Source organism: Mesorhizobium sp. B2-2-4 (assembly GCF_006442375.1).
GTDB lineage: Bacteria > Pseudomonadota > Alphaproteobacteria > Rhizobiales > Rhizobiaceae > Mesorhizobium.
Genome location: NZ_VFWB01000004.1, coordinates 246418 through 269489, shown reverse-complemented (window position 1 = coordinate 269489; position 23072 = coordinate 246418). Strand labels below are relative to the sequence as shown.

Below are 23072 nucleotides of genomic sequence, written 5' to 3'. Positions count from 1 at the left end.
TTGCGCAACCTCTATGAGGAGCGCTTCCCTGTTCCCCGTTCGATGAACCGGCCACGCCCGGGCTTGCCCACGAACGACCCGCCATCTGCGACGACCTCGCCGCGGCTGATCGTCATTTGCGGATATCCACGCACCGATATGCCGTCGTAGGAGCTGTAATCGATGTCGGAATGGAGCGTCTCGGCCGAGAACGTGAATTCCTTGTTCGGATCGAACACCACCACATCCGCGTCGTAGCCGGGCAGGAGCTGACCCTTTTTGGGGAGGCCGAAGATTTTCGCAGGGTTGGTGCAGCACACCTCGACCCACCTGTTGAGGCTGAGCCTGCCTGCGTTCACGCCGAAATGATGAATCAGCGCCAGACGGGCCTCGATACCCGATATCCCATGGGCGGGTTGGCCCGGGGGCCGCTTGCGCGGACCATGGTCGGTGGACACGATGTCGAGAGTGCCGTCCGCGAGAGCCTGCCAAAGCGCATCTTGATGGCGCTTCTCCCGTATCGGCGGGCTGGTCTGGATGGAGAAACCGTTGGCCAGGGTTCGCTCATAGTCGTCGCTGGTGTAAACCAGATAGGCCACGCAGACCTCGCCATACACGCTCTGACCACGTGCTTTGGCGTGCCTGATCTCGCGCACGCCTTCCTCGCAGGTCTGGTGATAGAGGATCAGGCGGGCGCCGGTGTAGGCCGCGAAGGCTATCACGCGATGGACGGCCTCGCCTTCGGTCGCGGAAGGAAGTGTCGACAGATACCACTCCGTGCCGGTCTTGCCTTCCTTCGCCAGACGGGCCTTCAGCATCCTGATGATGTCGTCGTTTTCGGCGTGGACCACCGCGAGGCCGTCGCGTTCGGCGATGACTTCCATCGCGCTGAAGATGGTGGTGTCGTTCAGCCGATAGCCGTCATAGGCCATGAACATCTTGATGGAGGTGACCCCGCGATCGAAGATGTCGTGCAATTCTCCAATTCGCGACGGGTCGGTGTCGCGTATCGTGAGGTTGAACGCATAGTCGATCACCGCCTCGCCTTCGGCCTCCTTTTGCCGGACATCCAATTCCTTGACGAGATTGACGCCGGCATAGGGCGACGCGAAATCGACGAATGTCGTCACGCCGCCGATCGCAGCGGCCCTGCTGCCGACCCCGAACGAATCCGCACCCGGCGTATAGAGCGGGGCGTAGCGCGGGTCAGTCAGATGCACATGCGCATCGATGGCTCCGGGAAGCACATAACGACCCCGCGCGTCGATTTCCCTCTGCCCGACCAACCCCTGCCCAATGGCAGCGATCTGTTCGCCGTTTATAGCCACATCGGCAAGAAACGTATCATTGGCGGTGATCACCGTGCCGTTTTTGATAGCCAGATCGTAGCTCATGGAGTTTCCACCTTCAGCTTGGTGAGAATTCAGAGGGGCGCACCGCGTGATGCGACGCCGATAGGGGCAAGGTCCCTGCCCTCCCAGAGATTTCGGGAGGGCGTGAACCGTCTTCCAGTCGACGGCGAGCCGGCGCTGTCTAGGCCGCCACGACTGCGTAATCCTTGGCGAAGATGAACTCCGACGGGTGCTTCTCGAAGCCCTTCACCTTCTTGTCCATCACGGTCTGCTGGTCGCGCCAGTAAGGCTGGATGATCGGGCTTTCGTCCTGCAGGATCAGCTCGATCTTCTCCATCACCTTGGAGCGCTCCTTCGGATCGAGGATGCCCTCGGCCTGGGTCAGCAGCTTGTCGAATTCGGCGTTGGAGAAATGCGACTCGTTCCATGCCACGTTCGAGCGGTAGGCCAACCCCAGCGTCATGATGCCGAGCGGCCGATGGCTCCATCCCGTGATGGAGAACGGAACCTTGGTCCATATGTCCCAATATTGGGCATTCGGCAGGGTCTTGATGTTGATCTTCACGCCGATGTCCTTGAACTGCTCGACCAGCGTCTGAGCCATGGCGACCTCATAGGCCGGTTCGGAGCGCGTGATCATGTCGTGCTCGAACCCATCCGGGAATCCGGCGTCGGCCAGAAGCTTCTTCGCTTTCTCGACGTCTCGATCGATCTTGGGCAACGGAGCATACTCCGGATGCGACGGGGCGACGTGGTGATCCTCCCCTTCCGCTCCACCGCCGAGCAGGGCCAATTGAATGATCTTGTTGCGATCCACGGCGAGCCTCATCGCCTGGCGCACGCGCTTGTCGGCGAACGGACCTTCCGGGTGCATGCGCGCGACCGTCGTCTGGGCCGACGGGACGCTGTAGACGGCAACATGCGGGAAACTCTTCATCGAGTTGATTTCGACGCGATCCGCAGTCGACAGGCCATCGACCTGTTTCGAGGCCATGGCGGCGATGCCGGCCCCGGCGCCGTCACCAAGATCGACGAAGGCGAACGTGTCGAGGTACGGGCCTCCGCCCCAATAGTCCGTCCTGGCCTTGAACTTGGCGTTCTTTCCGATGTTGTACTCGATGAGTTCGAACGGCCCGGTTCCGTTCGTGCCGACGCCGAACGCACCATTGTTGTTGGGATCGATGATCGGCATCGCGTAGTGGAAGAAATGTTCCGCCACCGCCACCTGGGGCGACTTGCAATTCAGCCTGACGGTATGATCGTCGACCTTCTCGATGGCATTGTCGGACCACAGGCGGCTCGACATCTTTGCGTTGCCCTTGTCGTCCTTCTCGCCCGTATCGTACTGTTCGACGAGGTAACCCGTCATCAGGCCCAGCATCGAAGAGCCGACCTTGGGATCGCAGACACGCTTGAGGTTCCATACGACGTCGTCGGCGGTGAAGTCCCTGCCGTCGTGCCATTTCACGCCCTTGCGAACATGCAGCGTCCAGGTTTTCAGGTCGTCGCTGACATCCCATTTCTCCAGAAGGTAAGGACGGGTGATGTTATCGCGATCGGTGAAGGTCAGAAATTCGCAAACCTGGCGGATGACGTTGGACTTCTCGTAGAAGTCGACGGTGTGGGGATCCTTGATCTCCTGGCAACGCATGCCGATCCGCAGATTTCCACCTTTCGGCATATCCTCGGCGCGAGCCTGGGACATAGGCTCGGGCAGCCCCGCCATGGCATAGGCGGCCGTCGCCGAAAGCCCAAGCAGCGTTGCCTTCCTGAGAAAGTCGCGGCGGCCGATCCGGCCGTCCTTCATCTGGTCGAGAAGCGTAGGAATATAGGGATGCGATGCTTTTTCCACGGTATTACCTCCCAGTTGCCGCAGGTCTAGATCATGCGATAACCCTTTTGGCGCGCCACGATTTTCATAATCAGGCCCGCAGTCTCTTGCCATCGGGGTCGAAAGGCGGCCGGTCGAGCAACACGGCCTTGTGCGGGTGGCCGAGGATCGCGACCGTGACCGCTTCTCCGGACTTGACGGAGCCCGCCTTCACGTAGCCAAGCGCCAGCGACATGCCGACATGGTAGCCATAGGCGCCGGACGTGACTTGGCCGACCGGCGTGCCGTCCGGCAGGAAGATCGGCTCGCCGCCCGTCGCATCGGCATCCTCCGCCTCGATCGAGATCATGATCAACTCGTCGCGCGCCGGCTTGGAGGCCAGCGCAGCATAGGCGCCCCGATTGAGGAAGTCGCCCTTGTCCATCTTGACCAGCCGGTCGAGCCTGACCTCCTGCGGCCAGTATTCGGGCGAATATTCGCGACCCCAACTGCCGTAGCCTTTCTCGACCCTGAGTGACATCAGCGCGCGCGAGCCGACCGGCCCGCCGCCTTCCTGCCGCGCGGCGTCGAGCAACGCGCTGTAAAGGGCAGTCTGGTCCTTCTCTTCGCAGTAGAGTTCCCAGCCGAGGTCTCCGGTGAAGGAGACGCGCAATGCGATGACATCGACGCGTGCAACGGTGATGCGGCGCGATGCCATGAAGGGGAAGGATTCGGTCGTCAGATCGTCATTGGCAAGTCGCTGCAGCACCGCGCGCGACTTCGGTCCGGCAACATTAAAGCCGCACATCGCCTCGGTCAGCGAGCGGAACGTGGTGTCTGGAGGCAACGGCACCATCTTGAAGAAGCGCTGATGGTAGCGTTCGGCCATGCCGGAGCCGAAAATGCGATATTCGTCTTCGCCGAGCTTGGTCACCGTGAAGTCGCCGGCAATGCCGCCGCGCTTGCCGATCAGCGGCGTCAGGCAGGATTTGCCGACCTTGGCAGGGATCTTGTTGGCGAAGAGTGCGTTCAGCCAAGCCTCGGCACCCGGCCCCTTCACCTCGTATTTGGCGAAGTTGGAAACATCGATAACGCCGACGTGGTCGCGCAGCATGCGCGCCTCGCGGCCGACGGGATGCCACCAGTTCTGCCTGGTGAACCCTATCGTCTCTTCTCGAGGCTCGCCGTCGGTCGAGAACCACAGCGGATGCTCCCAGCCGAAATTCAGGCCGAAGACTGCGCCCTTATCCTTCTGCATGGCATAGGCCGGTCGCGTCCGCACCGGCCGCCCTGCCGCGCGCTCCTCATTCGGGAAATGGATCTTGAAACGGTGGCTGTACTGATCCTGCACCCGCGCCTTGACGAAGGCCTTGCTTGCCCAGTGGCCGAACCGGGCGAGATCCCAGCCGAACATGTCGAGCGTCGGCTCGCCCTCGATCATCCACTCTGCGGCGAGTTTGCCGAGTCCGCCGGATTGCGAGAAGCCAGGGATGAGGCCGTTGCAGCAGAAATAGTTCCTCAACTCCGGCACGGGACCGAACAGCGCCGCGCTGTCCGGCGACCAGATCATCGGCCCGTTGATGACCTTCTTGATGCCCGCGGCGCCAACCGCCGGCACGCGGGCGATGGCGCGCATCATGTTTTCCTCGATGCGCTCCAGATCGTCGGGGAAGAGCTCATGGCCGAAATCCAGCGGCGTGCCGTCCTCCGCCCAGAATTTCATCGCCCGCTCATAGGCGCCGATCAGCAGGCCAAGGCCCTCCTGGCGGAGGTAGTATTCGCCGTCGCGGTCGGCGACCGAAGGCAGGCGCCTGCCCATATTGGCGATTTCCGGGATGGTCTCGGTCACGAAATACTGGTGCTCGGTGGGGATCAGCGGAAGTTCCAGCCCGGCCATGGCGGCGACCTCGCGTCCCCACAGGCCGGCGGCGTTGACCACCCATTGCGCGTGCACGTCGCCTTTGGTGGTGCGCACGATCCAGCTGCCGTCCGGCTGCTGCTCCGTTCCTGTCACAGGGGTAAAGCGGTGGATCTCTGCGCCGCGCTGGCGCGCGCCGGCGGCATAGGCCATCGTGACGCCCGAAGGATCGACGTTGCCGCCCTCGGGTTCGTACATGATGCAGCGTATGCCATCGAAATCCACCAGCGGGTGCAGCCGCTCAGCCTCGGCCCGGTCGACCTCGTAGAAATTCATCTTGTAGCGGCGGGCCTTGGCCTCCTGCAGCCTGAGCTGATGTTCCCGCGCCTCGGTCTGGGCAAGGTAGAGCGATCCCGGCTGGAAGACGCCGCAGCCCTGCCCCGTCTCCTTCTCCAGCTCCTTGTAGAGCGCCATCGTGTAATGCTGCAGACGGCTGATGTTGGTGGAGTCGTGCAGGCCGTGGATGTTGGCCGCGGCGTGCCAAGTCGAGCCCGAGGTCAGTTCATCGCGCTCGAATAGCACGACATCGGTCCAGCCATGTTTCGCGAGATGATAAAGGATGGAGCATCCGATCAGACCGCCGCCGATCACAACAGCCTGGGCATGGGTCCGCATTTCACGTGTTCCTTTTGGCTCTAGGTCCGAGGGCAGGCAGATTTGCAATTGGCATGATGGTGACTGAGGGCTGGGCTCGGCTTACGTTCGCCGGCATGACCTCACTTTTTCGACTATCGGCAGTGTAGAAAGCCCGACAAATGGCTGTAAAGCCTGCAATTGGGCGCCAATCCCGGTTTCGGCTATGATTTTGGCCAAAAAAAACGAGGTCATAGCCACATTAATCTTCGTTTGTGGACAGGGGGGCCCGGTGTAGCTTCTAGTGGGGAAATGAGCAGCTGTATCAACGGCGCCACGAATGGGAGCCACCGCTATGGACATGCATCCGCGGCATGGGGACAGGCCGGTTTTCCGGCAAGCCTTTTCGCCGACCACGCATTGTCACCACGGGCCTTGGAGTTGCGCGTCCGCCAGCGAATTCGGTTCCTTGCCGACCGAACGGCAGCGCCGGGACGCCCATCCAACCAGCGCATTGTGACAACTCGGAGGTCAATATCTTGGATAAGGCTCCACACGCGTATATCCCGACACTCGTCGATCAGCTCAACGACGGCGCGATCAGCCGCAGGGACTTCCTGCGCAAGTCGACGCTGCTCGGTCTTTCGGCCGGAGCGGCCTATGCCATGGCCGGTCTCGTCGACCCGTCGACGCAGGCCCGCGCGCAGGATTTGCCGAAAGGCGGAAACCTGCGCATCGGCATGCGCTGCATGGAGATCAAGGACCCGCATCTGGCCGACTTCGCCGAGAAGTCGAACATCATTCGCCAGGTCTGCGAATATCTGACCTTCACCGACCGCAACAACATCACCCGTCCCTATCTGCTCGAAAAGTGGGACGTCAGCGACGACCTGAAGACTTGGACGCTGCACATCCGCAAGGACGTGAAATGGCGCGACGGCAGAGCGCTGAACACCGACGACGTGGTCTGGAACCTGAAGCGGGTCAGCGATCCGGCTGTCGGGTCCTCCGTGCTCGGCCTGTTCACCGGCTACCTGGTCGAGGAATACGACACCGGCGAAAAGGACGACAAGGGCAATCCCAAGAAGTCGAGCCGGCTGTGGTCCGACAAGGCGATCGAGAAGGTCGACGACAGCACGGTGCGGCTCAACCTGTTCTCGCCGCAGATCGCGGTCGCCGAACACCTGTTCCACTATCCTATGTTCATTCTCGACCCGAAGGACAACGGCGCCTTCGGTCCGAGCGCTAATGGCACCGGAGCGTTCGAGATCGTCGAATACACGGTCGGCAAGGGCGCGAAATACAAGGCGCGAGCTGATTATTGGGGCGGCGCGCCGCATCTCGACACGTTCGAGTTCGTCGACCTCGGCGACAATCCGGGCGCCGGCATCGCGGCAATGGCCTCCAAGCAGGTTGACGGACTGTCGGAAGCCGACGCGGTCCAGATCAATTCTATGAAGGCTTTCCCCCACGTCGCGATCCATAAGGTCGAAACCACGCAGACCATCGTGATGCGCATGCATCCCGACGTCGAGCAATTCAAGGACAAGCGCGTGCGCCAGGCCATGCGCTACGCGATCGATCGCGACAAGATCATCCAGACGGTCCTGCTCGGCGCCGGCACGCCGGCGGAAGACCACCACGTGGCGCCGTCGCATCCCGAGTATGCCGCGCTGCCGAAATGGCCGCGCGACATCGAGAAGGCAAAGAAGTTGATGGCCGACGCCGGCCAGGGCGATGGCTTCGAGATCGACGTCGTGACAAGGCCCGATCCGATCTGGGAACTGAACACGACACAGGCGATGGCCGAGCAGTTGAAGGACATCGGCATCAAAGCCAACATCAAGTCGCTGCCGAGCGCCCAGTATTGGGAAGTGTGGACCAGCGCGCCGTTCAGCCTGACGGCATGGGGGCATCGCCCGCTCGCCATCATGACGCTCGGCCTAGCCTACCGCACCAATGGAGCGTGGAACGAGTCGCATTTCTCCAATGCCGAGTTCGACAAGCTGCTCACCCAGGCCGAAGGCATCCTCGACCCGAAGGAGCGTTCCAAGGTGATGGAGAAGATCGAGCTGATCATGCAGGACGAAGGGCCGATCGTGCAGCCATTCTGGCGCATCTTCTCGACCGTGATGGACAAGAAGGTGCAGGGTTTCGAACTCCATCCTTCGCAGTATATTTTCGCCAAGGACTACGCGGTCGTCGCCGCCTGACCAATTTGCCCGGCCGCCTTCGAGGCGACCGGGCATTCAACCCCGATTGCATCAGGAGCGGACATTCCGGCCGATGGCGAGATTCGTTGCGAGACGACTGGCGATGATGCTGCTCACCATGGTGGCGGCTTCGTTTCTTGTTTTTGCCGTCTGTGAATTCACGCCGGGCAGCGTCGCGCGCAAATCCCTCGGGCCTTTCGCGACCCAGGAACAGGTCGATTTCCTCACCAGGAAGCTGAAGGCGGATGATCCGCTGCTGGTGCGTTACGGCCGCTGGGCGGGCATACTGCTCGGCGTCATTCCGGACCCGCTTCAGGACCCCAGCACCGGGCTCAATTTCACGGACCCGCGAGGCGCCCAGTACTTCGGCAATTTCGGCTATTCGACGCTCAACAAGCTGCCCGTCAACGATGTGATCTGGGACCGGCTCGGCAATACGGCGATCCTGGCCGGACTGGCCTTCCTGTTGATCGTGCCCTTGTCGATTGTCTTCGGCATCCTGTCGGGCCTCAAGGAAGGCGGCGTACTCGACCGGGCATTGTCGATCATATGCATCACCTTCACCTCGATCCCCGAATTCGCTTCCGGCGTTTTCCTGGTTACCCTGTTCGTCATCCTGTGGCCGGTGCTGCCGGGCACCAGTCCGCTGGATTCCGACGGCGGCTGGTCCATTCCATCGCAACTCGTGCTGCCGGTCGCGGTGCTCGTCATCTACGACTTCGGCTATGTCGCGCGCATGATCCGAGTCTCGATGATCGGCGTGATGGAAAAACCTTTCATCCGCACCGCGGTGCTGAAGGGCATGAGCACGCGCCAAGTGGTGATGCGCCACGCCCTACGCAACGCCATGATCGCGCCTTTCACGGTGCTTCTGCTGCAGATCAACTTCCTCATCAGCGGCGTGGTGGTGACGGAACTCGTCTTCGCCTATCCCGGCTTCGGTCGGCTGCTGCTCGACGCCAGCCTGTTCGGCGACATCGCGACCATCGAAGCCGCCACGCTGATCACCGTCGCCATCGCGGTCACGACGCAGTTCCTCGGTGACCTCGGTTACATGCTGCTTGACCCACGCATAAGGTTGAAATGAACGCAGTGGCCGAACAGAGAGCGATGGACGGGACGGCTGCCAAGCCGACGGGCAGGACGCGCCTGAAATGGGCGCGGATGCTGCGCTCGCCGACCGCGATGATCGGATTATTCCTGGTGGGCTTCTGGGTACTAGCAGCGATCCTCGCGCCGGTCCTGCCGCTCTACTCGCCGACCGAACAGGACGTGATGGCGCTCGCCGACCCGACGCCTTCGGCCGCGCATTGGCTTGGCGTCGATATCCTCGGCCGCGATGAGCTGTCGCGGCTGATCTTCGGCGCCCGCACCGTGCTGGTGGTGGCGCCGCTCTCCGTCGCCATCGCCATGATAGTCGGCATCACGCTGGGAATGATCGCTGGTTATTACGGGGGCTGGATCGATGCCCTCATCAGTCGGCTGTCCGACATCATCCTCGCCTTCCCGGTGCTGGTCCTCTACGTCATACTGATCGCCAATATCGGCCCGTCCGTCTTCAACATCGTCATCGCCTCGACCGTCGCTTCGGCCCCGGGCATCGGGCGAATAACGCGAGGGCTGGTGCTCGGCCTGAAGGAGCAGGAATACATCGCTGCGGCTAGGCTGCGCGCCGAAAGCACGCTCTACATCATGCTGGTCGAGCTGCTGCCCAACTGCCGCGGCATGCTGATCGTCGATGCCTGCCTGCGCATCGGCTACACGATCATCACCATCGGCATCCTCGGCTTCCTCGGCCTCGGCCTGCCGCCGCCCAACCCCGATTGGGGCGGCATGGTCAAGGAAAGCACGACCGTGCTCAACGTCTGGCCGCTGATGTCGGTGCTGCCGTCGATTGCAATCGTCAGCCTGGTGCTCGGCTTCAACCTCCTGGCCGACGGCCTGCGGGAAGCCTGGAAGCCATGATTCCGACTGCTGACATATTGGCGCCAGCGCCGAAGGGGCAAGCCGCGGACGCCCCGCTGCTCGAGGTCCGGGACCTGCGCATCGAGTTTCGCGCCAAGGCGGAGACCGTCGTTGCCGTGCCAAGCTTGTCGTTCGAGGTCAGACCGGGCGAAAGTTATGGGCTGGTCGGCGAATCCGGCTGCGGCAAGAGCACGACCGCGATGGCCATCATGGGCTATCTCGGCGCCACCGGCCTGATCGCCGGCGGCAGCATCCGCTTCGAAGGCGAGGATCTGGTCGGCGCGCCGGCACACAGACTGCGCTCCATGCGCGGGCGGCGCATCGCCATGGTCTATCAGGATCCGATGAGCGCGCTCAATCCGGTCAAGACCATCGGCGCGCAGCTTGCCGAAGTGCCGATGCTCCATCTCGACGCCAGCCGAACCGACGCGCTCGACATGGCGGCAGCCATGCTGAAGGACGTGCGCCTGCCAGACGCCGGCGACATGCTGAAGCGGTATCCGCATCAGCTTTCCGGCGGCCAGCAGCAGCGGGTCGTGATCGCCATGGCGCTTCTGGGCAGGCCTTCTCTGCTGCTGCTCGACGAGCCGACCACCGGCCTCGACGTCACGGTGGAATCGGCGGTGATCGACCTGATTGGGGAGCTGCGCCAGCGCTACGGCACCAGCCTGCTGTTCATCTCCCACAATCTCGGCCTGATCGCCGAGAGCTGCGACCGCGTCGGCATCATGTATTCCGGCGAACTGGTCGAAGAAGCGCCGACAGGCGAGCTGTTCGGCCAACCGCGGCACCCCTACACGCAAGGGCTGATCGACTGCATTCCCGACATCGACCACGGCAAGCACAGCCGCACGCTGGCTGCCATTCCGGGTCACATCCCGCTGCCCTCGGAGCGGCCGCGCGGCTGCCTGTTCGGGCCGCGCTGCGCCGGTTTCAAGGCCGGCCTGTGCGACCAGCCCGGAATCATCCTCGAACCGGCGGGAGAGCACCATCTGGTGCGCTGCGTGCGCTGGCCTGAACTCGACCTCGGTCGCCGCGACCTGCCGACGCTGGCCGAAGAGAGAACGGCGCCGGAGGCCGCAATAGCCGTATCGGATGTCACCAAGCTCTACCACCTCAGCAACCACAGGACGCTGAAGGCCAACGAGCATGTGTCTTTCGAGGCCGGCAAGGCCGAAATCGTCGCGCTGGTCGGCGAGTCCGGTTGCGGCAAGTCGACCCTTGCGCGCATCGTCACCGGCCTCGACCGCGCCACATCGGGTGAAATCCGCATGGCCGGCGAAAACATCGCAAAGATCGAAGCAGCCTCTCGGCCTAAACAATTGCTGCAATCGATCCAGATGGTGTTCCAAAATCCGGATTCGACGCTGAATCCCTCGCACAGCGCCGGCTTCTCCATCCGCCGATCGTTGAAGAAATTCGGCATTCGCACGGGCAAGGCAGCCATCGACCAGCGCATGCGCGAACTGCTCGAGATGGTGCGGCTTTCGCCGGACTTCGCGGCGCGTAAGCCAAGCCAGTTGTCGGGCGGACAGAAACAGCGCATCGCCATTGCCCGCGCCTTCGCTTCCGACCCGTCGCTGATCGTCGCCGACGAGCCGGTATCGGCGCTGGACGTCTCGGTGCAGGCGGCGGTGGTGACGCTGCTGCTCGACATCCAGCGGACCCGCCACGCGACGATGCTGTTCATCAGCCACGATCTGGCGCTGGTGCGCCATGTCGCCGACAAGGTCGTGGTCATGTACCTCGGCAAGGTGATGGAGAAAGGCACGGTCGATGAAATCTTCGGCGGCGCCACCCATCCCTACACCGAGGCCCTGATTTCGGCGATCCGCAGCACGAAAGCGGAAGGCGCCGGGCGCAGGCGGATCACGCTGACCGGAGACACGCCTAGTCCCGTCAACGTTCCTACCGGCTGCCGCTTTGCCAGCCGGTGCCATCGCAAGGTGGGTCCTATTTGCGACAGCGAGCCGCCGCCGATCCGCACAATGTCCCCCACGCACGAGATCGCCTGCCATATCCCGAAGACGGATCTGGCCGCGCTCACCCTCATGGACGAGGCGCGTGGCCCTAAATGAGGACATGGTCGCTGGCCCGTCTCTGGCGTCAGGCGGAACGATCGCGCGCCATCCTGCCGATCATGGCGCTCATCTGCCTGGCCGGCATCGGCAGCTCCATGCTGACGACGGCCGTGTCACTGGCCTTGAGCGCGCCGGGCATCGCGCCCCCAAACGTGCAATTGGTGCTCACCGCCTACCCGCTCGGGTTCCTCGTCGGTTGCCTCATTGCTCGTCCACTGGTGTCGCGGGTAGGCCACGAGCGCGCCTTTTTCATCATAACCGTGATCGCGGCGATCGGCACATCAGGCTTCGTGTTCACCGATCTGCTGCCGGCATGGTTCTGCTTCCGCCTGCTCGGAGGGCTGGCCATGGCGGCCATGTTCGTCGTGTGCGAAAGCTGGATCAACCTTTATGCTGACCAGCACAATCGCGGCAGGCTGTTTTCCGTCTACATGATGACAACAGCGATCGCCGTGCTGCTCGGCCAGGTGCTTTTGGAGATCGTCGGGGCGCACTCGCCCCATCTGTTCGGGGTCAGCGCGGCCACGGTATTAATGGCAGTGCTTGCACGCTTCGTCTCAAAGCCATGGCCTGCCCTGCCTGCTCCGCAGTATGAACCGTCCGTGCCGGACATCCCGGCGAAGGAAGAGCGTTACGGCGTCATCCAGTTGCTGCGGCTGGCGCCCGTTACGGTGGTCAGCGTCTTCCAGGCCGGCGTCACCAACATGAACGTTTTCGTTCTGACCCCGATCTATGGCGCCAAGATCGGGCTATCCGCCAGCGCGACCGTCGGCCTGGTGACGACCGTCAGCATCGCCGGGATGCTGGCGCAAACGCCAGTCGGATGGCTCTCGGACCGGTTCGACAGGCGTGTGATACTGCTCATCCAGGGCCTGCTTTCGGTGTCGCTCTGCGCATCCATCGCCTGGATCGGAACCAGGCCGCTGCCATTCCTCTTCCTGCTGTTCTTCATCTATGGCGCCACGGCGCTGACCGTATATCCGGTGGCGATAGCCTTCGCCAATTCGCGAATGCACAGCCGTCATATGGTTGCCGCTTCCGGCACGTTGCTGCTGCTCTATTCAATCAGCAATATCCTGACGCCCGGCCTGTCCGCGGCGCTCATGGAGCACACCGCCCCGCAGGCCATGCTGTTGGTGCTCGGCACCGGCGGCATTCTGGTGGCAATCGCGGCTTGCATCAACTTGCGGCAGCGCCCGGTGGGGATTGTGGTCGTGCAGCCCTCGGGAGGCGAGCCGTGACAGCCGCCGCATCCCCCCTGCCCGGCCGCCTGACCGGCAAGGTCATTCTGATCACCGGCGCCGCAAGCGGGATCGGCGCCGCGATCGCACGCCGATGCGTCGAGGAGAACGCTCGCGTCGCCTGCGCGGATCGCGACATGGCGGCAACGCAGGCGCTTGTCGCAAGTCTCGGATCGAACGCCTTGGCGGTCGGCTGCGACGTCACCGATCCGGATTCGGTCAAATCCGCGGTCGCCACTACAGGCCGGGCATTCGGTGGGCTGGACGGTCTGGTCCACAATGCCGCCGCCCCATCGACCGACGGCACGGTCGCCGATCTCGCGCTCGACAAATGGCGGCTGGAGCTGGACGTCAGCCTCACCGGCGCCTTCCTGGTCTCCAAATTCGCAGTGCCCTTGATGGCGGCCGGCGGCGGCGGCTCGATCGTCCTGATCGGCTCGCAATTCGCGCGCGTCGCCGTCGGCAAGGCGGTGGCCTATTGCGCGGCCAAGGCCGGCCTTATGCATCTCGCCAAGGCCATGGCCGTCGACCATGCCGGGCAACACATCCGCGTCAACAGCCTGTCGCCCGGCGCTGTCGCGACCGCGCGCCTGCTGCAACGCTGGCCGGACCTGAAGGCGGCCGACGAGGGTCTCGGGCCGGCGCATCTGCTCGGGCGCATTGCCCAACCTGAAGAGATCGCCGCCGCCTGCGCCTTCCTGCTTTCGTCCGATGCCTCATTCGTCACCGGCACGGACCTTCTCGTGGATGGCGGCTATGCCGTACGCTGAACCCCTTTCCGGTATTGGAGGTTGATCCGATGACCCTGCTCGTCACTGGCGGCACCGGCTTCGTCATGAGCGTCGTCGCCCGCGCCTGGCTCGACCGCGACCCGACCGCGCGGGCTGTGATCCTGGACCGGTCTAATCTCGACGCGGCCGCCGAAAAGCATTTCGCGCCGATGCGCGATAGGCTCACCGTCGTCAGCGCCGATATTCTCGACCCGAAGACATGGTCCGCCGCGCTGGACGGGCAGAACATCTCGGCCATCGTGCACGGTGCGACCATCACCCCGATCTCGCGCGGCAGCGCTTCGGAAGCCAAGCGGCAGCCTGAGGCCGAGGACCCGGCGCGCATCGTCGACGTCAATCTCATGGGCACGGTGCGCATGCTGGACTGGGCCCGCACGCGGCCTGCCCTGAAGCGCTTCGTCTATGTCAGTTCCGGCTCCGTCTACCGGCACAACGGGCCGGACTGGAGCGGCGAGCCGCTGCCAGAGGACGGCTATGTCGCGCCGCTCACGCTCTACGGCATCTCCAAATTCGCCTCCGAAATGGTGGCCAATCGGTACGCCGACCTGTTCGGTCTGTCGGCGATCTCGGTGCGTCTCGCGTCCGTCTACGGGCCGATGGACCGCGCCACGGAGAGCCGGAATTTCCGCCATGTTCCAAACCGCGTCGCGCACATGGCATTGGCCGGCGAGACGATCAGGCCGAACAGCCTTGAATCGGTCGGCGACTACGTCACTTCCACCGATGTCGCCGCTGCCATTCTGGCGCTGATCGACGCGCCGCGCCTCAATTATCGCCACTACAATATCGGTTCCGGCGGCGGCCAGACGATCGGCGACATCATCGGGTGGACGCGCGAGCGGGTTCCAGGTTTGAAGGCCGAGGTCAGCGCCGGCGCCGATGCCAATATCGTCCAGGACACGTCACTGAAAGGCGGCATGTGGGGGGCCTACGATATCGCCCGGATCATGCGCGACACCGGGTGGCGGCCGCGCCCCGGCAAGGAAGCCTTCCACGCCTATATGGATTGGATTTCCGCCAACGAGACGAATTGAGAGGGATTGCCATGGCACCGAACGCTGCTTCACATCCGGCGAACGCCCAGCCGCGCGACTTCGTCGGCTATGGGGCGAACCCACCCTATGTGATCTGGCCGGGTGGCGCGAAGGTCGCGATCAACCTCGTGCTGAACTACGAGGAAGGCTCGGAATACAACTGGCTGGACGACGGCCGCAACGACAATTGGGGCGAGTACAACAACAACGGCACATCACCGCACCGCGACCTCGGCACCGAGACGCATTTCGAATATGGCAGCCGGGTCGGCGTCTGGCGGCTCGCCCGGCTTTTCGACCGCTACAACGTGCCGATCACGGTTTCGGCCTGCGCGGTGGCGCTGGAGAAGAACCGCGCCGTCGCCGAATGGATGAATGCGCGCGGCCACGACCTGCTCGGGCATGGGCTGCGCTGGACCGACTATCCCGGCATGCCGCGCGAGGAAGAGGAAAGGCAGTTGCACGAGGCGATCACGCTCTACCAGAAGGTGCTTGGCCGCCGGCCGCTGGGCTGGAATTGCCGGTCGTTCCCGAGTGTCAACACACGTGACCTGCTGGTGCGAGAGGGCGGCTTTCTCTATCACTCCGACCCCTGCAACGACGAATTGCCCTATTTCGTCGACCATGGCGGCCAGCGCATCCTGGTCGTGCCCTATTCCAAGACGCTCAACGACAGCCGCTTCCTCATCGCGCCGGGCTACAGCAACCCGCGCGACTTCGCCGAGGATTGCCGCTCGGCGATCGACTACATGCTTTGGGAAGCCGACGAGACCGGCGGGCGCATGCTGAACATCTGCGTGCATGCGCGCTGGATGGGTCAGCCGAACCGGGCTGCGGGCCTGCGGGCGGTCATCGAGCATATACAGAAAACGCCTGGCGTTATCTTCATGCGCCGGGCCGACATCGCCCACTACTGGATTGACAATCAGGACAGTTTTACCCGCAGACAGGGCCACTAGCAGCGGAGATGCGTCATGTTTGAGACGCTCATCACAGGCGCCACGATCATCAATGCCGATGGAGAAGCGCGCCGCAACGTCGCGATCCATGGCGGCAGGATCGCCGCCCTGGTCCAGCCCGGAGAATCCGCCGAGGCGCGCACCCTGATCGACGCCGCCGGCTGTTTCCTGTTGCCTGGGCTGATCGATGCGCATGCGCATCTCAGGGAACCGGGACTGACCCACAAGGAGGACTTTTCATCCGGCACGCATGCGGCCGCACTCGGCGGGGTGACGACCGTGCTCGACATGCCGACAGACGAGCCCTGGACGGCGACGGCGGATCAACTCGCCGACAAGATGGCGCTGACGACCGGAAAACTGAATGTCGATGTGGGTTTCCAGGCCGTGCTTACCAAGGATTTTGGCCTGATCGCCGCCGTGGCCGAAATGGCGCCGGTCTCGTTCGAGCTTTTCACCGCCGACGTCCCAAAGGATTTTCTGTTCCAGACGACGGATGCGGTGCTGCAAGCCCTGAAGGTGATGGTGCCTTTCGGCACGACAATCGGGGTGTCGCCCGGCGACCAATCGCTGCTCGAAGGCAGCATGGCACGTGACCATGACGGCCACATAGCGGCGTTCCTGAAGAGCAGGCCACCGGCGGCGGAGGCCAACGGCATTGCCCGCGCCGTGCTGGCAGCGACCGAGGCCGGCACCCGTATCCATGTGCGGCAGATCAATTCGGCGCTCGGCGTCGAGACGTGGCACCGCCTGCGGGATCTGGCCGATGCCAGCGTCGAGACAACGCCACAAAGCCTGTTTTTCACGGCGCACGACTATGAGACCCAGGGAGCCACGCTGAAGGGCTCGCCACCGTTGCGATCGCCGGAAGATGTCCGACGCCTGCGCGAGGCCGTTGCCTCTGGCATGATCGATGTCATCGGCACAGACCATGCGCCGCACAGCCCACGGGAAAAGGCCGCCGCCTATCCCGCATTCGCCGATATTCCAGGTGGCATGCCAGGTTTGCAGACGCTGCTGCCCGTGATGCTGAAGCTGGCAGACGAAGGCCTGATCGGCATCTCCGATATCGTGCGGATGTGCGCGGCCAACCCCGCCGACCGTTTCGGGCTGGGCAAGCGCAAAGGCCGGCTCGCCGTCGGGTTCGACGCCGATATCCTGCTTCTCGACCCCAAGCGGACTTTCACCGTGCGCAACGCGGACCAGAAATCCAAAGCGAATTATACACCGTTCGACGGCTGGAGCGTGTCGGCAACTTTGCGGCAGGTATTTCTTCGAGGCGTGGAAATCGTCCGCCACGGCATTTTGACCCGGCCGGGGCAAGGCCAGGTGGCGCGGCGGGAAGGCTAAGGCAGCGAGATGGGTATTATGGAAGGCAAGGTAGCAATCGTCACCGGCGGGAGCTCCGGCATCGGCCGGGCCATCGCGCGGCGCTATGCGCAGGAAGGCGCGCGGGTCGTCGTGGCCGATGTGCGCGAAGAGCCTGTCGAAGGCGGAGAGCCGACCGCTCAGGCCATCCAATCGGCAAGCGGCGAGGCGATCTTCCTGTCCGTCGACATTTCGGACAACGGCGCGGTCGAAGACATGACTCAGCAGGCAATCGGCCATTTCGGTCGGCTCGACGTGCTGGTCAACAATGCAGCCATCTACACCTCGACGACTTTGACCCAGACCACGCTAGAACAGTGGGCGAAGGTCATGGCGGTCAACGTCACCGGCTTCTTCTACTGTTCGAAGCACGCGGTATTGCAGATGCTCAGGCAGGAGCCGGTGAACGGCGTGCGCGGCCGCATCGTCAACATATCCTCGCAGCACGGCATGGTGGCTTGCCCCGGCGACTTCCCCTATTCGGTGAGCAAGGGGGCCATCGTCCAGATGACGCGCCAGATCGCTGTCGACCACGCGGAAGACCTGGTCGTCTGCAACGCCGTGGCGCCCGGCAAGATCATCACCGGCAAGCCGGGCGTCGCCAACGATCCCGACGCCCTCGACTATTCGCGCCGCCGCACGCCATGGCCGCGGCTCGGCCAGCCGAACGACGTCGCCGGCGCAGCCCTGTTCCTCGCTAGCGACCTGTCCACTTACATGACCGGCGTCAATCTAGTGGTCGACGGCGGTTGGATGGCGGGTTGACCGGCCATCCAGCCTGCATATTGCGAACCGATAAGTCGTGCTCGATAACGGCTACTTGTTCGGTATCTCGTAGACCTTGCCGTGCCATGGCGCAGCGTCGATCTGGTCCAAGGCCATGACGTAGAGTTCCTTCTCGTCCGGACCGAATGCGAAGTTCGGCATCGACGGGGACGGCACCGACAGCGTGCGAAGAAGCTTGGCGTCCTTATCGACGACGATGATCTTGCCGGGTGCGTCGAGCGAGCGCGGGCTCTGGCCGATATACATCTCGCCGGCGTTGTCCATCTTGATGCCGTCCGGCCAGATATGCGGCTGGTCCGGGAACAGGTCGTCCAGCCGCAGGAAGACGCGCCTGTTGCTCAGGCTATGGTCGGCGGCGACATCGAATTCGATGATGCGGTTGTCTTCCGTTTCGACCAGATAGAGGATCTTGCCGTCGTTCGACATGACCAGGCCGTTGGCGTTGTGCAGGTCGTCCGCGACCTTCGCCACGCTGTCGTCCTTGCCGATGTAGTAGGCCGACGCGTCGATCGCAGCGCCGCCCTTGCCAGAGCCGGTGAAATAGATTCCGCCATCCTTGTCCGGCGCGAAGTCGTTGGGGCCGCTGAACGGCTTGCCGTCCTTGTCCTTGTCGTAGGCATCGAGGGTCTTGCCATCGGCCGAAATGCGGCCGATCGAGTTGCTGTCGTAGCAGGTTACGACGAACTCGCCCTTGGCGGTCGGCAGGACCGCCGAGGGCCCGCAGCCGTCCATTTTCCAGAAGATTTCGTTCTTCTTGCCATCCCACACATCGACGGTGTTGCGCCCGTATTCGACGTAGAACAGCTTGTCCTGGAACCAGATCGGGCCTTCCGCGAACCAGGCGTCGTCGTTGATGACCTTGACGTCGGCGGCTTGCGCAGACGCCGTCAGGGCAAGAGCGATCGCGGTACCGAGCAGATGCAGTTTGGTCATGCCAGTCCACTCCTTCTGTTTGAAGTCGATCAGGGCTCCTGGTCGCCGATCTCAAGTCTCCGGCGCGCCACGTAGTCATCCAGTTCCTCACGGACCGCGGGGTCCAGGACGGGCTCTTCATATTCGGCCAGCGCCTGCTGCCAGAGCTGGGTCGCCCGTTCCAGCGCGTCATGGCCACCGGCTTCCTGCCAGGCGCCGTAGTTCTGCCAGTTCGACAGCATCGGTCGGTAGAAAGCGGTCTCGTAGCGCGCCATGGTGTGCTCGGAGCCGAAGAAATGGCCTCCGGTCGGCACCGACTTGATCGCCTCGAAGCCAAGGTCGTCCTCCTCGAAGGGCATCGGCCGCAGGAACTCCATCATGTTCTGCAGGATCTCGACATCGAGGATCAGCTTCTCGTAGGAGGCCGTCAGCCCGCCCTCGAGCCAGCCGGCGGCGTGATAGATCAGGTTCGCACCGCCGAGCACCGCGCCCCAGGTCGCCATCTCTGTTTCGTAGGTGGCCTGCAGGTCGACGACGTTCGACGCATTCGCATTTGAGGTGCGGTACGGCAGATTGTAGCGGCGGGCCAACTGGCCGGCGACGATGTTGGCTTTGGCATTTTCGGGCGTGCCGAAGGCAGGCGCGCCGGAGCGCATGTCGACGTTCGAGGTGAAGGCGCCGTACATCACCGGCGTGCCGGGATTGATCAGTTGCGTCAGCGTCACGCCGAAAAGCGCTTCGGCATTCTGCTGCGCCAGGGCGGCGGCCAGCGTGACCGGGGTCATCGCGCCCATCAGCGTGAACGGCGTGATTGTCACCGGCTGGCCGTGCTCTGCCATGGCGATCAGCCCCTCCGCCATCGCCTCGTCGAACAGGCGCGGCGAGTTCACGGAGATGATGGTTGTGACGCCCGGCGAAGACCTCATCTCCTCAACCGGAATGCCGCGCGTGATTGCCATCATGTTGATGCTGTCCATGGCGCGGCCACGTCCTATCGCGGAGGCGTGGAAGCCCAAATCGGAAAGCGCCAGGTTTGCGCGGTAGGTGTCGAGATGCCGGGAGTTTGCCGGCAATTCCATCGGCGCCACGACCTGGTTGCCGATGATGTGGATGGCATTGAAGTGGTGCGCGAGGCGGATGAAATTCTCGTAATCCGCGAGATTGCCTTGCCGCCGGCCGTTGATGCGATCGTGCACGTTGGGCGGGCCGGCAACGAGGCCGAACGCCAGCGAATTGCCACCGAACCTGATCCTCTTCTCCGGATTGCGCGATGTGATCGTGAAGCTCGACGGCGCGCTCTTCAGCGCTTCGGTCACGATGCTCTCGTCGATGCGGATCGTGCTTTCCTCTCGGTCGACTATGGCTCCCGCGGCTTCGAAGATGCTCATCACCTTCTCGCCCATCACCCGGATGCCGAGCTCGGAAAGTATCCGCATCGAGGTGCGATGCAGCTTGTCCATCTGCTCCTCGTCCAGCATCCGCATCGGCGCGTAAGGGTTCGTCACGCTCTGCCAGGGCAGTTGCGCGATGCCGCCGCCGCTGCGCCCCGCTGCTCTGGTGCGCCGTCCACCGCTTCGCCTGTCATGCGCCGTCATCGGCCTGTCCTCCTAGTAACCGCGTTTGGGATCGACGACATTGTTCAGCGGCTCGCCACGCCGGTAGCGGGCCAGACTGTCGGCGAACATGCGCACCGACTTCACATCCCAGCCGTCATAGACCGAAGAGCAATGCGGCGTGACGATCACGTTGTCGTAGCCCCATAGCGGGTGCGATTGCGGCAGCGGCTCTGTCGCAAAGACGTCGAGCGCCGCGCCCTTGATCCGTCCGGCATCGAGCATCGCGAGAAGCGCCGCCTCGTCGACGACGAAGCCACGGGACACGTCGATCAGCACGACCGAAGGTTTCATCGCCGCGAAGGCTTCCTTGCCGACAAGGCCGCGGGTGCTGTCGAGCAGGGGCACGGCACACAGGATGAAATCGGCACGGCCCCAAAGTCTTGGCAGATCCGCTATGGCGTGCACTTCATCGATATTCTCAGTCGGCTTCGGATTCGCTCGCACCCCCAGCGTCGTCATGCCGAACGCCTTGGCACGCGCGGCAACCGCCTGCCCCGTCTTGCCGAGACCGAGAAGCAGCAGCGTCTTGCCCTGGATCGGCTCGACCTTGCCGCCGATCCAGTTGCCGGCCGCCTGTTCGCGTGCGAAGCCACGCAGGCCAAGCGAAAACGACAGCATCGCGCCAAAGACGTATTCCGCCATCATGTCGGCGGCGACGCCTGCCGAATTGGTCACCGTCACCCGCGCGGGATCCCACGGCCGCAGGTGATCAGTGCCGGAACCGCCAACACAAACCCAGCGCACTGTCGGGTTCTCGACCACCGCCTTGCGTGGATAGAGTGAGCGCTGGCCAAACCTGATGCTGAAGATCACTTCGGCGCCGGTTTCCGAAATCAGGGCCGGAAGCGCCTCGTAACTTTCGCAGCCATGCACCGTGATGTCGGGATGCGTCTCGGCCAGCACGGCCAGCGGCCCGTCCAGCGAATCGGCACTGACGATGACGGTCGGGCGCGCCGACATCTCAGCCTCGCCTCGGGCCGGGAATGTGATCGGCAAGAGGCCGCAGCACATCCAGCAGGGCCTTGCCCTCCTGCACGGTGGCGTTCTCATGCGGCGCGCGCAGGTTGAGCCAGCGATGATCGCCGGAACGAACGGCGAGAGCCGCCTTCATGCCCTGGATCAGACCAGCATCCTGAACCGCCTTGCGAAACGCCTTGATGGCGATGTTAGCGGCCGTGACGTCTCGCCCCGCGCGCGCATTGTCGTAGAGCGCTCGGATCGCCTTCGCGTTGAGGTTGACCGAGGCTGATATGCAGCCCGCCGCGCCGGCATCCAGCCCCTGGGTGAGCTGGCCTTCGGAGCTTGGAAAAACCGAGATGTTCGGGACCGCGGCGATAATCGCGGCAGTGTTGTCCCAGTTTCCGCCGCTGTCCTTGTAGGCCACGACCGTGTCTGGAAAGGCTGCGTTGAGCCGGGCGGCCAGTGCCGGCGAGACCGGCACGCCGGAGTTCTGCGGGATGTGATAGAGGATCAGCTTCAGCTTCGGGTCGGCAACCCTGTCGATCAGTTCCGAATAGTAGCGCGCCTGTCCATTGTCGCCTGCCGCCGTGTAGAAGAACGAAGGCAGCACCATGACGCCGGCGCAGCCTACGTCCAGCGCATGTCTGCTAAGCTCGACCGTCTCGGGCAGCGCGGTCAGACCGGTTCCTGGCATCATCTTTTCCGCGGGGATACCAGCCTCGGCCAGCCACTCCAGCGCCTCCATGCGCTCGACCGGCGAGAGCGACAGCGCCTCGCCGGTCGTGCCGAAAGGCGAGAGATAATGCGCCCCTTGGGCGAGCACCCATTTCGCATGGCTTATCCACAGATCGCGGGCGATGCCGCCGTCTTTTTCGAAGGGCGTCAGGATCGGTGCAATGACGCCTTGTACGCTGTTCATCAGTGGATCCCCCTGGTCATCGTATCGTCGGCGGCTAGCTTTGCCACCGTGGCAACTGTCCTGATGAAATACGCTGTCGATGCGATGTCGAAGAAGATGTCAAAGCCCCCCTCGCCCCGCACCAGCACAGCCTCGACATGCGCGACCCGCGTCTGCGCGATCGCGTCGGCGGCGAAACGGTCGGGCCGCAAATCCAGAGCGCAAAGCCGCGCCATCACAGGTTCCGTCAGCGGCCCCGAGAGCCGCATCCAGCTCCAGCCCTCCTCCCGCCAGGACCAGTAGCCGCGCGCGCCATCGGCGGCCTGCCAAGCGTCGGTCAATTTTGCGACTGCGTTGCCGACACCATCGTCAACCGCCAGAAAATCCTCGGCCCCCAGACGCAGCAGCCGGATGCCGCCCAGCGTGGCAACGCCATTGACGGCCGGTAGAGCCAGGCCCTGCGCTTCCAGCCAGCCGGCGCTTCCAGGCCCCTTGATGCCGAAACGCGGCCGGGCCGTCAGATCGCTCAATGTCAGCCGGCCCTTCGGCAAGGCGGATTCCGCTGCCGAGCCGTCCGGCGACAAGGGAAATGTGCGCGATCCGGGAACGGTCATCG

At 63.5% G+C, this 23072-nt stretch carries 18 protein-coding genes; 10 read left to right on the top strand and 8 right to left on the bottom strand.

Annotated features, from left to right (window positions below; translation table 11 throughout):
- Positions 1 to 11 precede the first annotated feature (11 nt).
- The 3 genes from hydA to FJ959_RS12255 all read right to left on the bottom strand — a co-directional run bounded on the left by hydA (position 12) and on the right by FJ959_RS12255 (position 5674).
- Complete coding sequence (gene hydA / locus FJ959_RS12265) at positions 12 to 1373, bottom strand: dihydropyrimidinase (protein WP_140581626.1); 1362 nt, start codon at positions 1371 to 1373, stop codon at positions 12 to 14.
- A 139-nt stretch (positions 1374 to 1512) separates the two neighbouring features.
- Positions 1513 to 3183: an ABC transporter substrate-binding protein gene (locus tag FJ959_RS12260; RefSeq protein WP_140581623.1), complete on the bottom strand. Its 1671-nt coding sequence runs from the start codon at positions 3181 to 3183 to the stop codon at positions 1513 to 1515.
- Positions 3184 to 3253: 70 nt separating this feature from the next.
- Positions 3254 to 5674 (bottom strand): FAD-dependent oxidoreductase, encoded by a 2421-nt coding sequence (locus FJ959_RS12255; protein WP_140581620.1) that lies wholly within the window; start codon positions 5672 to 5674, stop codon positions 3254 to 3256.
- Between the two features lie 497 nt (positions 5675 to 6171).
- Here FJ959_RS12255 and FJ959_RS12250 point away from each other — a divergent pair, with 497 nt between their 5' ends.
- The 10 genes from FJ959_RS12250 (at position 6172) to FJ959_RS12205 (ending at position 18049) form a co-directional block, all read left to right on the top strand.
- Entirely contained in the window at positions 6172 to 7845 is a 1674-nt protein-coding gene (locus FJ959_RS12250; protein WP_140581618.1) for an ABC transporter substrate-binding protein, read from the top strand.
- A 73-nt stretch (positions 7846 to 7918) separates the two neighbouring features.
- A complete protein-coding gene (locus FJ959_RS12245) occupies positions 7919 to 8932 on the top strand; it encodes an ABC transporter permease (RefSeq protein WP_140581615.1) in 1014 nt (337 codons plus the stop codon).
- Entirely contained in the window at positions 8929 to 9810 is an 882-nt protein-coding gene (locus FJ959_RS12240; protein ID WP_224704900.1) for an ABC transporter permease, read from the top strand. The genes FJ959_RS12245 and FJ959_RS12240 overlap by 4 nt, the downstream gene beginning before the upstream one ends.
- Positions 9807 to 11888: an ABC transporter ATP-binding protein gene (locus tag FJ959_RS12235; protein WP_140581612.1), complete on the top strand. Its 2082-nt coding sequence runs from the start codon at positions 9807 to 9809 to the stop codon at positions 11886 to 11888. The genes FJ959_RS12240 and FJ959_RS12235 overlap by 4 nt, the downstream gene beginning before the upstream one ends.
- The gene (locus tag FJ959_RS12230) at positions 11885 to 13132 is read left to right on the top strand and encodes an MFS transporter (RefSeq protein ID WP_140581608.1); all 1248 of its coding nucleotides are present in this window, start codon (positions 11885 to 11887) and stop codon (positions 13130 to 13132) included. Before FJ959_RS12235 ends, FJ959_RS12230 begins: the two co-directional genes overlap by 4 nt.
- Positions 13129 to 13902, top strand: a complete 774-nt coding sequence (locus tag FJ959_RS12225) for an SDR family oxidoreductase (RefSeq protein ID WP_140630272.1) — start codon at positions 13129 to 13131, stop codon at positions 13900 to 13902. Before FJ959_RS12230 ends, FJ959_RS12225 begins: the two co-directional genes overlap by 4 nt.
- A gap of 29 nt (positions 13903 to 13931) precedes the next feature.
- Positions 13932 to 14957: an NAD(P)-dependent oxidoreductase gene (locus tag FJ959_RS12220; protein ID WP_140581602.1), complete on the top strand. Its 1026-nt coding sequence runs from the start codon at positions 13932 to 13934 to the stop codon at positions 14955 to 14957.
- Positions 14958 to 14968: 11 nt separating this feature from the next.
- A complete protein-coding gene (locus FJ959_RS12215; RefSeq protein ID WP_140630269.1) occupies positions 14969 to 15916 on the top strand; it encodes a polysaccharide deacetylase family protein in 948 nt (315 codons plus the stop codon).
- Positions 15917 to 15931: 15 nt separating this feature from the next.
- A complete protein-coding gene (locus FJ959_RS12210; RefSeq protein WP_140581596.1) occupies positions 15932 to 17266 on the top strand; it encodes a dihydroorotase family protein in 1335 nt (444 codons plus the stop codon).
- A gap of 9 nt (positions 17267 to 17275) precedes the next feature.
- On the top strand, positions 17276 to 18049 hold the full coding sequence (locus FJ959_RS12205; protein ID WP_140581593.1) for an SDR family NAD(P)-dependent oxidoreductase: 774 nt from the start codon (positions 17276 to 17278) through the stop codon (positions 18047 to 18049).
- A gap of 51 nt (positions 18050 to 18100) precedes the next feature.
- Here FJ959_RS12205 and FJ959_RS12200 read toward each other — a convergent pair whose 3' ends face one another.
- The 5 genes from FJ959_RS12200 to FJ959_RS12180 are packed head-to-tail and all read right to left on the bottom strand — an operon-like array spanning position 18101 to position 23070.
- Positions 18101 to 19003 carry an SMP-30/gluconolactonase/LRE family protein gene (locus FJ959_RS12200; protein WP_140581590.1) on the bottom strand — a complete coding sequence of 301 codons (903 nt, stop codon included), beginning with the start codon at positions 19001 to 19003 and terminating at the stop codon, positions 18101 to 18103.
- Positions 19004 to 19032: 29 nt separating this feature from the next.
- Entirely contained in the window at positions 19033 to 20577 is a 1545-nt protein-coding gene (locus FJ959_RS12195; RefSeq protein WP_140581587.1) for a trimethylamine methyltransferase family protein, read from the bottom strand.
- Positions 20578 to 20589: 12 nt separating this feature from the next.
- A complete protein-coding gene (locus FJ959_RS12190) occupies positions 20590 to 21558 on the bottom strand; it encodes a D-2-hydroxyacid dehydrogenase (protein ID WP_140581584.1) in 969 nt (322 codons plus the stop codon).
- A 1-nt stretch (position 21559) separates the two neighbouring features.
- Positions 21560 to 22477: a dihydrodipicolinate synthase family protein gene (locus FJ959_RS12185; protein WP_140581581.1), complete on the bottom strand. Its 918-nt coding sequence runs from the start codon at positions 22475 to 22477 to the stop codon at positions 21560 to 21562.
- The gene (locus FJ959_RS12180; RefSeq protein WP_181171887.1) at positions 22477 to 23070 is read right to left on the bottom strand and encodes a hypothetical protein; all 594 of its coding nucleotides are present in this window, start codon (positions 23068 to 23070) and stop codon (positions 22477 to 22479) included. Before FJ959_RS12180 ends, FJ959_RS12185 begins: the two co-directional genes overlap by 1 nt.
- Positions 23071 to 23072 lie beyond the last annotated feature (2 nt).

Excerpts from the sequence above, each read along its gene's own strand:
- hydA (WP_140581626.1), bottom strand. The coding sequence starts at position 1,373 with ATGAGCTACGATCTGGCTATCAAAAACGGCACGGTGATCACCGCCAAT.
- FJ959_RS12255 (WP_140581620.1), bottom strand. The coding sequence starts at position 5,674 with ATGCGGACCCATGCCCAGGCTGTTGTGATCGGCGGCGGTCTGATCGGA.
- FJ959_RS12245 (WP_140581615.1), top strand. The coding sequence starts at position 7,919 with ATGGCGAGATTCGTTGCGAGACGACTGGCGATGATGCTGCTCACCATG.
- FJ959_RS12240 (WP_224704900.1), top strand. The coding sequence starts at position 8,929 with ATGAACGCAGTGGCCGAACAGAGAGCGATGGACGGGACGGCTGCCAAG.
- FJ959_RS12235 (WP_140581612.1), top strand. The coding sequence starts at position 9,807 with ATGATTCCGACTGCTGACATATTGGCGCCAGCGCCGAAGGGGCAAGCC.
- FJ959_RS12230 (WP_140581608.1), top strand. The coding sequence starts at position 11,885 with ATGAGGACATGGTCGCTGGCCCGTCTCTGGCGTCAGGCGGAACGATCG.
- FJ959_RS12220 (WP_140581602.1), top strand. The coding sequence starts at position 13,932 with ATGACCCTGCTCGTCACTGGCGGCACCGGCTTCGTCATGAGCGTCGTC.
- FJ959_RS12215 (WP_140630269.1), top strand. The coding sequence starts at position 14,969 with ATGGCACCGAACGCTGCTTCACATCCGGCGAACGCCCAGCCGCGCGAC.
- FJ959_RS12210 (WP_140581596.1), top strand. The coding sequence starts at position 15,932 with ATGTTTGAGACGCTCATCACAGGCGCCACGATCATCAATGCCGATGGA.
- FJ959_RS12205 (WP_140581593.1), top strand. The coding sequence starts at position 17,276 with ATGGGTATTATGGAAGGCAAGGTAGCAATCGTCACCGGCGGGAGCTCC.
- FJ959_RS12200 (WP_140581590.1), bottom strand. The coding sequence starts at position 19,003 with ATGACCAAACTGCATCTGCTCGGTACCGCGATCGCTCTTGCCCTGACG.
- FJ959_RS12195 (WP_140581587.1), bottom strand. The coding sequence starts at position 20,577 with ATGACGGCGCATGACAGGCGAAGCGGTGGACGGCGCACCAGAGCAGCG.
- FJ959_RS12190 (WP_140581584.1), bottom strand. The coding sequence starts at position 21,558 with ATGTCGGCGCGCCCGACCGTCATCGTCAGTGCCGATTCGCTGGACGGG.
- FJ959_RS12185 (WP_140581581.1), bottom strand. The coding sequence starts at position 22,477 with ATGAACAGCGTACAAGGCGTCATTGCACCGATCCTGACGCCCTTCGAA.
- FJ959_RS12180 (WP_181171887.1), bottom strand. The coding sequence starts at position 23,070 with ATGACCGTTCCCGGATCGCGCACATTTCCCTTGTCGCCGGACGGCTCG.